The 13,803-nt window shown below is 46.2% G+C and carries 10 protein-coding genes and 2 pseudogenes; 11 read left to right on the plus strand and 1 reads right to left on the minus strand.

All coding sequences use genetic code 11. The annotated features are described in order from the left end of the window. The first annotated feature begins 74 nt into the window (after positions 1-74). From DW996_RS04435 to DW996_RS04460, 7 genes and pseudogenes are all read left to right on the plus strand, one after another. A complete protein-coding gene (locus tag DW996_RS04435) occupies positions 75-896 on the plus strand; it encodes a carbohydrate ABC transporter permease (protein WP_118280702.1) in 822 nt (273 codons plus the stop codon). After that, positions 889-1,719 (plus strand): carbohydrate ABC transporter permease, encoded by an 831-nt coding sequence (locus DW996_RS04440; protein ID WP_178010200.1) that lies wholly within the window; start codon positions 889-891, stop codon positions 1,717-1,719. Before DW996_RS04435 ends, DW996_RS04440 begins: the two co-directional genes overlap by 8 nt. A 57-nt stretch (positions 1,720-1,776) precedes the next feature. After that, positions 1,777-4,795 (plus strand): annotated as a pseudogene (locus DW996_RS14780) (glycoside hydrolase family 2 TIM barrel-domain containing protein). 69 nt (positions 4,796-4,864) lie between these two features. After that, positions 4,865-6,751 (plus strand): beta-galactosidase, encoded by a 1,887-nt coding sequence (locus DW996_RS04450; protein WP_330428780.1) that lies wholly within the window; start codon positions 4,865-4,867, stop codon positions 6,749-6,751. Then, on the plus strand, positions 6,748-6,876 hold the full coding sequence (locus tag DW996_RS14045) for a hypothetical protein (RefSeq protein WP_330428781.1): 129 nt from the start codon (positions 6,748-6,750) through the stop codon (positions 6,874-6,876). The genes DW996_RS04450 and DW996_RS14045 overlap by 4 nt, the downstream gene beginning before the upstream one ends. Further along, the gene (locus tag DW996_RS04455; RefSeq protein WP_118280558.1) at positions 6,873-7,385 is read left to right on the plus strand and encodes a hypothetical protein; all 513 of its coding nucleotides are present in this window, start codon (positions 6,873-6,875) and stop codon (positions 7,383-7,385) included. Before DW996_RS14045 ends, DW996_RS04455 begins: the two co-directional genes overlap by 4 nt. Positions 7,386-7,422: 37 nt before the next feature. Continuing rightward, positions 7,423-8,594 (plus strand): annotated as a pseudogene (locus DW996_RS04460) (galactokinase). Positions 8,595-8,667: 73 nt separating this feature from the next. Here the strand turns inward: DW996_RS04460 and DW996_RS04465 are convergent. Next, a complete protein-coding gene (locus DW996_RS04465; RefSeq protein ID WP_118534978.1) occupies positions 8,668-9,567 on the minus strand; it encodes a PucR family transcriptional regulator in 900 nt (299 codons plus the stop codon). A gap of 198 nt (positions 9,568-9,765) precedes the next feature. On the opposite strand from DW996_RS04465, the gene DW996_RS04470 reads away from it, so the two are divergent. The 4 genes from DW996_RS04470 (at position 9,766) to rplI (ending at position 13,802) form a co-directional block, all read left to right on the plus strand. Beyond that, the gene (locus DW996_RS04470; protein ID WP_118280555.1) at positions 9,766-9,999 is read left to right on the plus strand and encodes an HPr family phosphocarrier protein; all 234 of its coding nucleotides are present in this window, start codon (positions 9,766-9,768) and stop codon (positions 9,997-9,999) included. 38 nt (positions 10,000-10,037) lie between these two features. Beyond that, a complete protein-coding gene (locus DW996_RS04475) occupies positions 10,038-11,150 on the plus strand; it encodes an ABC transporter ATP-binding protein (protein WP_118280554.1) in 1,113 nt (370 codons plus the stop codon). Between the two features lie 151 nt (positions 11,151-11,301). After that, entirely contained in the window at positions 11,302-13,359 is a 2,058-nt protein-coding gene (locus tag DW996_RS04480) for a DHH family phosphoesterase (protein WP_118534979.1), read from the plus strand. Further along, on the plus strand, positions 13,356-13,802 hold the full coding sequence (rplI, locus tag DW996_RS04485; RefSeq protein WP_118280552.1) for a 50S ribosomal protein L9: 447 nt from the start codon (positions 13,356-13,358) through the stop codon (positions 13,800-13,802). Before DW996_RS04480 ends, rplI begins: the two co-directional genes overlap by 4 nt. Position 13,803 lies beyond the last annotated feature (1 nt).

Here is a 13,803-nt window from a genome sequence, read left to right on the forward strand (position 1 = left end):
AGCAGCATAAGAGTTTGAACATACAGGGTAAACAACAAAGAGCAGGCTGGTTCTTCTTGGCGCCTGCAGCGATCATGATCGCAGTCTTTAGTTTTTGGCCGATGGTTCAGGCTTTCATTACATCATTTACAACAGGAACCGGTGTCAACCAAAAGATGGCGGATCCTATATTTTACAACTACACACGTATGTTTGCCGACAGGACATTCCTTCGTTCTGTAGGTAATACATTCCTTTATTTGGCGATCGAAGTGCCGGTCATGTTAGTTCTGGCAATTCTTTTGGCACAGTTACTGAACAACCGAGACCTCAAATGTCGTGGACTTTTCCGTACCATGGTATTCTTACCATGTGCGACATCACTCGTATCTTATGCATTGATCTTCAAATCACTCTTTGCATTAGATGGACTGATCAACACGATCTTTGTCAATCTTGGTATCCTTGAGACCAACTACAACTTCCTTGGAAATACCGGAAGTGCAAGAGCCATCATCATTATCGCACTGATCTGGAGATGGACGGGTTACAACATGGTATTCTATCTGGCAGGACTTCAGAATATCGAATATTCCGTATACGAGGCAGCCAAGATTGACGGTGCCAACGGATGGAAGACTTTCTGGAAGATCACAGTTCCGCTTTTGATGCCGACCATCGTTATGACCGTTATCATGTCAATCAATGGTACCTTACAGTTGTTTGATGAATCTGTAAACTTGACACAGGGTGGACCTGCATATTCAACCATGACCATGTCACATTACATTTACAACAATGCATTTGGTCAGGGTGTTGGTAAGTTTGGATATGCATCAGCAATGTCCTTCTTCATCTTTATTTTGGTTGCTATCCTATCTGCAATCAGTATGAAAGTAGGTGATAATCGTGACTAATAAAAAGAACTCTTCCGCTATCCAGCGTAGATTGATACCAACTTATATTTTTCTGATTATCGTATCCTTTATTTCGGTATTCCCGTTATACTGGATGATCGCAGCAGCAACCAACCGTTCTGTCGATGTTGCAAGAGGTAAGATCACTTTTGGCTCTTATGCCTTAGAGAACTTCCAAAATCTGACATCCCAGACAGATCTGTGGGGAGCACTTGGAAACTCTTTCCTTTATGCGATCGTACAGACAGTCGTAGCACTTTTTATCTGCTCTTTGGCAGGATTTGGTTTTGAATTGTACCACGACAAAGGTAAGGATAAAGTATTTTCTATCCTGCTTCTTGCAATGATGATCCCACAGGTGGCAACCATGATCCCACTCTTTAAGATGATCTCATCTGCAGGACTTTTGAATACGGTATGGGCATTTATCTTACCAAGTATTTCCACACCGTTTTTGATTATGATGTTCCGCCAGAACTCACGTAACTTCCCGATTGATATCATGGAGGCAGCGCGACTGGACGGATTGTCAGAGTTTCAGATCTACTTCCGCATGTATATGCCGGTCATGAAGTCAACCTATGCAGCAGCAGCGGTTATCACCTTCATGAACGCATGGAACGCTTATCTTTGGCCAAAGGTTGTTATGGCTGATACCAGAGCACAGACCATGCCAATGTTGATCGCCAACCTGGCAAGTGGATACACAGTAGATTATGGAATGCTTATGATGGGCGTATTGTTCTGCTCCATCCCAACCATGATCATCTTCTTCGTATTGCAGAAGCAGTTCGCAGAAGGTATCACAGGTTCTGTAAAATAAGTTTGGCAAGTCATACTTGCTATGATGTTTGATTAAAGTTAAGTGAAGGTAATGAATATGGCAGAATTTCGATATAGTATCATAAAAAATCCTGAAATCTTTATGGAAAATCGTTTGCCGGCACATTCTGATCATGCATATTATCGCAGTGAGGAAAGTGCTTGGCAGGATGCTCTGATTTCAGGGAATCATTAAACGGTATCTGGAAATTCTCCTATGCAAAAAACATCTCATCTGCGATCGTAGGCTTTGAGAAAGAGGACTACGATTGCAGGACTTGGGATGATATCCGAGTGCCGGCACATATTCAGATGGAAGGATATGACACACCGCAATATGCCAACACCCAGTATCCATGGGATGGAAGACAGGCAGTTCTGCCGGGAGAGATTCCGGAGGAATTCAATCCGGTAGGGTCATATGTCAAATATTTTGAAGTGCCGAAGAGCATGGAGAATGGTCCGGTATATATTTCTTTCCAAGGTGTAGAAAGTGGTATGGCATTGTGGCTGAACGGCCATTATGTTGGATACAGTGAAGATTCTTTCACACCATCTGAATTTGAACTGACACCGTATCTTACAAAGGGCACCAACAAATTAGCCGTACAGGTCTACAAGTGGACGGCAGGTTCTTGGTGTGAGGATCAGGATTTCTTCCGATTCTCCGGTATTTATAGGGATGTTTATCTCTATACGATACCAAAAGTTCATATTCGCGATATGAAGTTAAAGACTGTCCTTGACAATGAGTACAAGGATGCTGTCTTACAATTAGATTTAGAGGCTACCGCAGATGGCAAGGCAGAGATCTGCCTGTCAGATGATGAGGTAGAAATGGTCATGACGGGGGACCTTACCAGGGGATCCAACCACATGGAAATGCCAGTTAAGAGCCCGTCTCTTTGGAGTGCAGAGGATCCTTATCTGTATGATCTGACCCTCCGTGTCACAGATCCGGCAGGAGCTTTAGAGGAAGTGGTAAAAGAACGGGTAGGCTTCCGCAAGTTTGAAATGAAGAACCGTATGATGCATATCAACGGCAAGCGTATCGCATTTTACGGTGTCAACCGTCATGAATTCAGTGCAGACCGTGGCAGAGCCATCACGGAGGATATCATCTTAAAAGATATCATCACCATGAAGCAGCACAATATCAATGCAGTCCGTACCTGCCACTATCCAAATCAAAGCGCATTGTATCGTCTTTGTGATGAATATGGATTGTATGTGATCGATGAGACCAATCTGGAAACGCATGGAACATGGAATGCACACCAGATGGGACTGGTTGACAGAGATTTTGTTGTACCGGGCGACAGACCGGAATATCAGGAGTTGATCTTAGATCGTGCCAGAAGTATGTTCGAGCGCGACAAAAATCATCCGTCTGTTGTGATCTGGTCTTGTGGTAATGAGTCCTTCGGTGGCAAGGATATCTTAGAAATGAGCAAGTCCTTCCACAAATGGGACGACACCAGACTGGTACATTATGAAGGTGTCTGGTGGGATCCGCGTTATCCGGAGACAACGGATATGGTAAGTTCCATGTACACACCGGCAGCAGAAATTCGGGAGTATTTAAAGAAGCATCGTGACAAGCCGTATATTCTTTGCGAATATACACACGCTATGGGCAATTCCTGTGGTGCGATGCACAAATATACAGATCTTATGGAAGAGGAGCCTCTTTTCCAAGGGGGATTTATCTGGGACTATATCGACCAGTCGCTGACAAAGAAAGACCGCTATGGCAATGAATTTCAGGCATACGGCGGTGACTTTGGCGAGCGCCCGTGTGATTACAATTTCAGTGGCAACGGCATCTGCTATGGCAAGGACAGAGATCCATCGCCAAAGATGCAGGAAGTCAAGTATAACTATCAGCCGATGGCGATCGAGATCCATGACCGGATCGCGACCATCCACAACAAAAATCTCTTTACCAACACGAATGTATATGATGCGATCGTGACGCTGGAAAAGAGGGGCAGTTTGTGGATCAGCAGGTCATGACCATTGATGTAGAGCCATTGGGAAAGAAGAAGATCGAATTGGACGTTTCGGTTCCGACAGACGGCGAATATGTATTGACCTTATCCTTTGTATTGCGCGAGGATACCCCTTGGGCAAAGAGAGGACATGAGGTGGCATACGGACAGGAAGTGCTCGGGCATATGCCGGAGGCAGTACCGTCCGACAGACCATATCAGGTGACAAGAGGCTGGCATAATGTTGGTGTTAAGGGACAGGATTTTGAAGTTCTATTCTCTATCTTACACGGAGGACTTGTTTCCTACCGTTATGGTGGCGTAGAGTTGTTCAAGTCCATTCCAAAGCCAAACTTCTGGCGTGCCCTGACTGATAATGATGTAGCAAATCTCCTGCCATTTCGGGCAGGACAGTGGAAGATTGCAAGTATGTATTCTTCCTTTAAATATGAACACGGACGTGCAGCAACCGACTGCACGATTGATGAGGCAGAGAATCATGTGACCATCACCTATACCTACCATTTGCCGGTCAAACCACAGATGGATTGTCAGGTGGCATACAGTGTCTATGGTGACGGCGAGGTCAAGGTTGCAATGACTATGGATCCATCCGCTGAAGTTGGCGAGTTGCCGGAGTACAGCATGCTCTTTACCATGGATGCAGATTATGACAATCTGACATGGTACGGCTTGGGACCGGAAGAGACCTATGTCGACAAGTGCCATGCAAAATTGGGACTTTATAGCAATAAAGTGGCTGACAATATGGCAAAATATCTGGTTCCGCAGGAATGTGGCAACAAAGTCGGTGTCCGCTATGCAAAGGTGACAGACGAAAAAGGCAGAGGACTTTTATTCCGGGGCGATAAGTTACATTTTTCAGCCCTGCCGTACTCGCCGCATGAGTTGGACAATGCCCTGCATGCGACAGAACTTCCACTGGTACATTACACCTTTATCCGTGTCGGCTTGGAGCAGATGGGTATTGCGGGAGACGATACCTGGGGCGCATTGACGCATCCGGAATATCTGATCGACAACAGCAAAAAATTAATATTGACATTCTCTTTCCGAGGCATATAGAAAAGAGAGTTTTCAGCAAATGCTCTCACGAAGGTGGGGGCATTTGTCTTTTGGGAGAAGGAGGAATTTATGGACTTGGACAAGGTTTTATACGGAGGAGATTACAATCCGGAGCAGTGGTTAGACCGACCGGATATCTTGGAAGAAGATATCGCCATGATGCAGGAGGCGCATATCAATACGGTAACGCTGGGAGTGTTCTCCTGGTCGACCTTAGAGCCGGAAGAAGGAAAATACAACTTTGGCTGGCTGGATACCATCATGGATCGTCTGGATCAGGCTGGCATATCGGTCATTTTGGCAACGCCATCCGGTGCCAGACCACAGTGGATGGCAGAGAAATACCCAGAGGTGCTCCGTGTGAATGAGAGGCGTGAGCGTGCTCATTACGGCTATCGCCACAATCACTGTTATACCTCCCCGATCTATCGTCAGAAAGTGCGTGCCATCAATATGGAACTGGCAAAGCGCTATGGCAAAAGAAAGCAGGTCATTCTCTGGCATATTTCCAATGAGTATGGTGGGGAGTGCCATTGCCCACTCTGTCAGGAGGCTTTTCGTAACTGGGTAAAGGACAAATATAAGACTGTGGAGGCACTCAATCAGGCATGGAGTACAACTTTTTGGAGTCACACTTACCAGTCTTTTGACCAGGTGGAGAGTCCGTCTCCACTGGGCGAGACTATGTTACACGGCTTAAATCTGGACTGGAAGCGCTTTGTCAGCGAACAGACCGGAGATTTTATTGCGGAGGAGATCAAGGCGATCCGTGATGCGGGATCGGATATTCCTACTACCATCAATATGATGCATGATTTTTATGGGCTCAACTATCACCAACTGGCAAAACTGATCGATGTAGTGTCCTGGGACACCTATCCGACCTGGCACAAAGAACTGGAGATCCTGACCGCTACGGACAATGGATTTTGGCATGATTTCATGCGTTCTTTGAAGAATCAGCCATACCTGATGATGGAATCCTGCCCGTCCAGCACCAACTGGCAGTCGGTCAGCAAACTGAAAAGACCGGGCATGCTGGATGCGCAATCCATGCAGGCGATCGCGCATGGATCTGACAGTGTGCTTTATTTCCAGATCCGCCAGAGCCGGGGAGCATCTGAGAAGTTCCATGGTGCTGTGATCGATCACTATGGCGGCAGGGATACCCGCGTCTTTAAAGAAGTGACCAAGGTGGGTGAGAAATTGGGAGCCATCCGCGAACTGGTCGGATCGACCACCCATGCGGATGTAGCCGTGATCTATGATATTGAGAACCGCTGGGCAATGGAAGATGCACAGGGACCTAGAAACAAGGGGCTCCACTATGTAGAAGCCGTGCAAAAGTCCTATTATGCTTTCCGCAAACTTGGCTTAAATGTAGATGTGATCAATATGGATCATGCCTTTAAGGGATACAAGATCTTAGCGGCACCAATGGCATATATGTTCCGCGAGGGCTTTGCTGAAAGAGTCCGTGATTTTGTGGCACAGGGAGGTATCTTCATTACGACTTATCATTCCGGCATTGTGGATGCGACCGACCGCTGCTATCTGGGAGCAACACCGGCAGGACTTACAGATTTGCTTGGACTGCGTCAGACCGAGATCGATGGCTTGTATGATGGAGAGACCAATCAACTGGTGCCGGAGGACCGCAGTATTTTTGCAAACCAGATCTCATACGAGAGCAAGTATCTGTGCCAGTTGATCGATGTGACCAGCGCGCGTGTGCTGATGACCTATGGCACGGATTTTTACCAGGGACAGCCGGCTGTGACTTTCCAGCCTTATGGCATGGGCTATGGCTACTATATTGGGGCGGATGTGGAGCAGTCATGCTACGACGATCTCTACAAGCGTATCGTGGAACTTTCCCGCGTGTGCAAGCCGTTTAACTACATCCCGGAGGGCGTGGAAGTGACAACGCGCAGCAGGAAGGATGCGATTATGTGATCCTGCAGAACTTTTCTGCCATGAATCAACATGTGGAACTTGGCGAGGGCGAGTTGCTTTTGGGTAGTCGGAGTGGTAAAATATCACCTTACGAGACTATTATCTTACGGAGGGATAAAAAGTGATCTACCAGGATGTATATATAGAAAAATCTGTCCATAGAAAGGCACCGGCGGTTACCAAGATCTACAATGTGCTTATGATCATGATCACGATCTTTATGGCACTCAATTTTGTTTTTGTAGATTACAGGGTGTTTGGTATTCCCTTGATCGTTATGATCATCGCCTGCTATTTTGTGACGCAGAATACCAAGATAGATTTTGACTATACCTATACCAATGGTATTTTGGAGATCACCAAGATCAAACGTAAGACCAAGCGACAGGAGTTGATCTCCTGCGAGATGAAGGACCTGGTTGTGGTTGCCCGTTCCAAGACAGAGCCGGTACAGCCATACATCGGACGAAATATGAAGACTTACGATTGTCTTTCCCATGACCCGGCGGTTACTTATTATACGATGATCATCCGGGATCCGGATATGGGAAATGAGATCAAGGTCTTGTTTGAGCCGGGAGAGGATCTGCTGGAAGCAATGCAGCGGATCTCACCGGACAAGGTACATATATAGGCATATGAAATAAAAGCAAATGGAAGGAGAAAAAGGCATGGACGCAAAGGATTTGCGAGCAAAATTTGTAGAGATCTACGGAGACGGTGGAGATATCCGCGAGTATTTTGCACCGGGACGTGTAAATCTGATCGGAGAGCATACAGACTATAATGGAGGTCACGTTTTTCCATGTGCCCTTACCATCGGTACTTATGGTGTAGCAAGAAAGAGAGAGGACGATAAGATCCACTTCTTCTCAGCAAATCTGGAGGATTGCGAGGTTGTGGAAGTATCTTTGTCAGACCTTAGTTACCAGAAAAGTTACAGTTGGGCAAACTATCCGCTGGGCGTTGTCTGGGCATTTGACGGCAAGGGCAAGAAGATGACACAAGGCTTTGATATGGCGATCTGGGGCAATATCCCAAACGGATCCGGACTTTCTTCTTCTGCATCCTTAGAGGTATTGACCGGAACCATCCTGCGTGATCTTTATGGATTTGCTGATCTTTCTATGACAGATCTGGCTTTGATCGGTCAGTATTCTGAGAATAATTTCAATGGTTGTAACTGCGGTATCATGGATCAGTTTGCCGTTGCCATGGGCAAAAAGGATTGTGCGATCTTCCTTGATACGAGCGACCTTTCCTATGAATATGCCAAGATCGCATTGCCGGATGCCAAGATCGTCATTACCAACAGCAAGGTAAAGCATAGTCTGGTGGACGGGCAGTACAATAAGCGCCGTGAGGAATGTGCAGAAGCCTTGGCACAGTTGCAGACGGTCGTTGACATCCAGAGTCTAGGCGAATTGGATAACGAAGGCTTTGAAAAATACAAGGAAGTTATCACTGATGAAGAATGTAAAAAGCGTGCCCGCCATGCGGTTGCAGAGAACCAGCGTACCATTGAGGCAGTTGCTGCTTTAAAAGATAACGACGTAGAAAAGTTCGGCAAACTTATGAATGCATCCCATGTATCTCTGCGCGATGATTACAAGGTATCCTGCGAGGAGATCGATATCTTGGTAGATCTGGCATGGTCTATCGACGGTGTGGTTGGATCCCGTATCACCGGAGGTGGCTTTGGTGGCTGTACCGTCAGCATTGTCAAGAATGATGCAGTAGACGCTTTATGGAAAAAGTTGGTGCCGGATACAAGGAAAAGACCGGTATTGATGCAGAATTTTATGTGGTAGACATCGGCGACGGTGCCAGAAGAACCGTATAAAAAATTACATAGAAACTATAGAAATCCCGGACAGGTTCTTTGCCTTGTCCGGGATTTTTTAACTATGTGTTTACTAATCGCTCTTATGTATGAGATAGGTGGAGATCATGAGCGCCATTTTACAGATGACGGCATCATCAAACTTGCGGATATCCAGCCCGGTCAATTGCTCGATCTTGTCCAGGCGGTAGATCAGGGTATTGCGGTGGAGATAGAGATTTCTGGCGCACTCTGCAATGCTAAGACCCGAGTCCAGAAAGGTATGGATGGTGTGCAGGGTCTCATCATCAATATCCGTCAGGTGGAGCCCGTGGAAATGATCGTGCAGATATTCTTCACAGGTCTCGACCGGCAGTTGATAGACCAGTTTGCCAAGCCCCAGATCCTGCGCCCAGTGGATGTGCTCCGTATCGGAGAAAATATTGCCGATCTCCATAGCGGAGGAGATATTGAGAAAAATACCCGGCAACTGGTCTAAGGATGTGGCGATACGGTCATAGGCAAAATGCAGGGAGATCATGGCTTCTGCCTCCAGAGTGCCCTGCATATCAAAGAGCATCTGGCGCAGTGTCTCCTGGGAGGATTCCTGCGGTAACTGGCGGATGAGCGCTATATGACATTCATCGGTCTGGATCAGAGTATCCGCACCGGAGGAGAAGAACTGGGCAAAGATAGACTGCTCCATGGATGAGATCGGTTGTCTGGTCTCCATGAGGACCGGGAAAAAGTAGCCGTTCTTTTCCAGATGAAAGCGGTGGATCCCCTCAGCGATCTCCTGATCAGATAAAAGCCCCAGCAAAAGTCCGCGCAAAAAGCCCTCCTTGGATGTACTGCTGTGCCCGGCACGGAGCATATTTTTTAAGGTGATGAGCAATTCTTCATCATCGATCTGGCTATCCGTAATGGAAAAACGGATGCCTGTCTGATTTTGTATCTGGTCTAATAATTCCTCGATATTTTCTGCGCTTGTCATGATCTCTCCTCGTTCAAAATCCTCTGTATTTTTATAGATATTTTAACGTTTGTGCAAGCACTTCGTCAACCAAGTTAAAGTGACGAACATCCCTTGTTTATTTTGGTTAGTTTAACGATGACAGGTGGGAGGGGATTTCCTATAATAAGTTCATGAGTTGGCGAATAGTGCTTATACCAATCAGAAAGGAGATTTCGTATGACTTCAGTTACTGTTAATATCAATTCTATTGACAAGGTAAAGCGCTTTGTCAGTGCAATCACATCTTTTGACAATGATTTCGATCTGGTATGCGATCGTTATGTGATTGATGCAAAGTCTATCATGGGTATCTTCAGTTTGGATCTTTCCAAGAACCTGACACTGAATATCCAGAAGGATGACAATCTGGATGCTGTTTTGGCAGCCATCGATGAGTTCATCGTAAAATAATGACAGAAGATTTTTAGTATTGAAGAGAGGTTTTTATTATGGCAAGCATTTCATTAAAGAACATCAACAAAGTATATCCAAATGGATTCCATGCGGTTAAGGATTTCAACCTTGATATCGAGGACAAGGAATTTATCATTTTCGTAGGACCATCTGGATGTGGTAAGTCTACTACCCTTCGTATGGTAGCAGGTCTTGAGGATATTTCCAGCGGTGATCTTTTGATCGACGGCAAGCGTATGAATGACGTAGAGCCAAAGGATCGTGATATTGCAATGGTATTCCAGAACTACGCTTTGTATCCACATATGACCGTATATGACAACATGGCATTCGGCCTGAAACTTCGTAAATTACCAAAGGCTGAGATCGATCAAAAGGTTCGTGAAGCAGCCAAGATCCTGGATCTGGAAGGTCTCTTAGACCGTAAGCCAAAGGCTCTTTCCGGTGGACAGCGTCAGCGTGTTGCCATGGGTCGTGCGATCGTTCGTAATCCTAAGGTATTCCTTATGGATGAGCCACTCTCCAACCTGGATGCAAAACTGCGTGTGCAGATGAGAATTGAGATCTCTAAATTACATGAGAAATTAGGCGCAACCATCATCTACGTTACACATGATCAGACCGAGGCTATGACACTTGGTACCAGAATCGTTGTTATGAAGGATGGTGTTGTTCAACAGATCGATACACCACACAACTTATACAATAAGCCACAGAACTTGTTCGTTGCAGGATTTATCGGATCTCCACAGATGAACTTCATGGATGCTAAGATCGCTGTCAATGGTGAGACTGTTACAGCACAGGTGGGAGATGCTAACATCACAGTTCCGGCTGGAAAGGCAAAGGCTTTGATCGAAGGCGGATATGACGGCAAGACCGTAGTTCTCGGTATCCGTCCGGAGGATATCCATGATTCCCAGATGTTCATTGAAGCATCACCAAACAGCGTGATCGAAGCAAAGATCCGTGTATATGAATTACTTGGTGCAGAAGTTTTCCTGTATTTCGATTATGCAGGCACACAGGTTACAGCCCGTGTAGATCCAAGAACGACGGCAAAGCAGGGCGACCATATCAAGTTTGCGCTTGATATGGAGCATGCACATTTCTTTGATAAGGAAACAGAATTAGTGATTACTAACTAATCTTTTTCTTATATATCTTCCTATCTTATATGATGATACCCTCGGAGCGATCCGGGGGTATTATTATTCTACCCACAAACATAAAAAGTGTGTTATACTATAGGACAAAGCATCATGCCATAGGTGGCTGATACAGATAAGGGAGAATATTATGGAGACAATAAAATATACCGGCAAATTGCAGCGATACTTTCGGGCACCGATCTATATGATCATCTTGTTTGTTGCCGGGGATGTCCTGGTCTACCTGCAAAATATCAAGGCGGGGGCATTGGTTTCGGTCTGCATCATCATTTATGCAGCCATTGCCCTTTGGTACTACCGTACCTGTGCTGCGAGGCTGAATGAGGAGATTATCCATTTTGCGACGCATTATGGGACGGTGCAAAAGGAACTGCTGAACAAGTTTCAGATTCCTTATGCACTTATGGATTACACAGGCAAGGTCTTGTGGGTCAACGAAGAATTCGCGCGCGTGACCGGCAGGGACAAGCATTACAACAAGTCCATTACTTCTATCTTTAAGGAGATCACCCGTGAGGAGATCCAGAAAGCGGTCAATAACAATTTTTACGTGGAACTGGAATTTGGCGACCGCAAGTATGCGGCAGATATGCAGCGCCTGCAATTCCATGAAGACCAAGATGCGGATGCCATGGAGATCATGACAGAGGCAGACAATTTCAATTCTCTGATCGCACTTCTCCTGTTTGACCAGACAGAACTGGATTACTACAAAGAAGAAAACGAAAAGCAGAAATTGGTCGTCGCTTTAGTGCATATTGACAATTATGAGGAAGTCTTTGATTCGATCGAGGAAGTCAAGCGCTCTTTGCTCACGGCGATCATTGATCGAAAGGTCAATAAGTATTTCCAGAATGTAGATGCTATTGTCCGTAAACTTGACCGAGATAAGTTTATGGTACTCTTCCAGCAGCAGTATCTGGCAAAGTTGGAGGAGGACAAATTCTCCATTCTGGAGGATATCAAGTCGACCAAGGCAGGTAATGAACTGGAGATCACACTGAGTATGGGCTTTGGTATCGGTGGCAATTCCTATGTGCAGAATGCAGAGTTTGCCCGTGTAGCGATCGATCTTGCCTTAGGACGTGGCGGATCGCAGGCAGTTATCAAGAATAATGGCGATGTCTCATACTATGGTGTGCGTGGTAAGGAGATCGAGCGAAATACCCGTGTCAAGGCGCGTGTCAAAGCACAGGCTCTGCGTGAGATCATGGAGACCAGAGAGCAGATCATCATTATGGGGCATCCGATCGCTGATGTCGATTCCTTTGGTGCGGCAGTCGGTCTGTATTGCGCGGCGCGTGAAATCCGAAAGAATGCAAGGATCGTCTTAAATACCGTGACAAGTTCCCTGCGCCCACTGGTCGAGTCTTTCTCAGAGGAAGCAGGCTATCCGGCGGATATGTTTATCAATTCCGAGCAGGCAGAGGAAATGGCAGACGCACAGACGCTTGTGATCGTCGTTGATACCAATCGTCCGAGTTATACGGACTGTCCGCGTCTTTTGGAGATCAGCAAGTCCATCGTTGTATTTGACCACCATAGACAGGGAAGTGAACAGGTCGTCAATCCAATCCTTTCCTATATTGAGCCGTATGCATCTTCTGCATGTGAAATGATCGCGGAGGTTTTACAGTATTTTTCCGAAAAAGTACATTTGAAATCAAACGAGGCAGATTGTATCTATGCCGGTATTTTGATCGATACCAACAACTTTATGACAAAGACAGGTGTGCGTACCTTTGAGGCTGCGGCATATCTGCGTCGCTGCGGTGCCGAGGTTACCCGTGTGCGAAAACTTTTGCGTGAGGATATGGCAGCCTATAAGGCGAGAGCCGAGATCATCCGCCATGCCGAGGTTTACCGGGGGCTCTTTGCGATCTCCATCTGTGAATCGCAGGAGTTGGAAAGCCCTACCGTTGTAGGAGCCAAGGCAGCCAACGAACTTTTGAATATCGTAGGCATCAAGGCATCTTTTGTACTGACGGAGTTCCAGCACAAGATCTATGTGAGTTCCCGTTCGATCGATGAGATCGATGTGCAGCAGATCATGGAGCGTCTGGGCGGCGGCGGTCATCTGAATGTCGCAGGTGCACAGATCGAAAATGCCAGCGTGGAAGAAGTCAAACGCAGAATCGAAGATATTCTGGATATTATGATAGATGAAGGAGAGATCAAACTATGAAAGTGATTTTATTACAGGATGTTAAGTCTCTTGGAAAAAAGGGAGAGATCGTCAATGTAAGTGAGGGCTATGCCCGCAATATGCTTTTGCCGAAAAAGTTAGGCGTAGAAGCAAACAATAAAAATTTGAATGATCTGAAATTACAGAACCAGCATGCCGATAAAGTAGCACAGGAAAATCTGGAAGCGGCACAGGCAATGGCAAAGAAGATCGAGGACTGGCTGGTTGAGACCAAGATCAAGACAGGCGAAGGCGGAAGAACTTTTGGCTCCGTTTCTTCCAAGGAGATCTGCGCGGCAGTCAAGAGCCAGTACAATGAGACGATCGACAAGAAAAAGGTGCATTTGGAAGAACCGATCCGTGCGCAGGGCACCTATGAGGTCAAAGTAAAATTGCATCCACAGGTAACAGCAGTGATGCGCGTACACGTATCAGGAGAGTAGC

The sequence above is a fragment of the Roseburia sp. AM51-8 genome, assembly GCF_003478275.1.
Taxonomy (GTDB): domain Bacteria; phylum Bacillota; class Clostridia; order Lachnospirales; family Lachnospiraceae; genus Pararoseburia; species Pararoseburia lenta.

Coding starts and splice junctions, on each gene's coding strand:
- DW996_RS04435 (WP_118280702.1), top strand. CDS start 75: ATGATCGCAGTCTTTAGTTTTTGGCCGATGGTTCAGGCTTTCATTACA.
- DW996_RS04450 (WP_330428780.1), top strand. CDS start 4,865: ATGGACTTGGACAAGGTTTTATACGGAGGAGATTACAATCCGGAGCAG.
- DW996_RS04465 (WP_118534978.1), bottom strand. CDS start 9,567: ATGACAAGCGCAGAAAATATCGAGGAATTATTAGACCAGATACAAAAT.
- DW996_RS04470 (WP_118280555.1), top strand. CDS start 9,766: ATGACTTCAGTTACTGTTAATATCAATTCTATTGACAAGGTAAAGCGC.
- DW996_RS04475 (WP_118280554.1), top strand. CDS start 10,038: ATGGCAAGCATTTCATTAAAGAACATCAACAAAGTATATCCAAATGGA.
- DW996_RS04480 (WP_118534979.1), top strand. CDS start 11,302: ATGGAGACAATAAAATATACCGGCAAATTGCAGCGATACTTTCGGGCA.
- rplI (WP_118280552.1), top strand. CDS start 13,356: ATGAAAGTGATTTTATTACAGGATGTTAAGTCTCTTGGAAAAAAGGGA.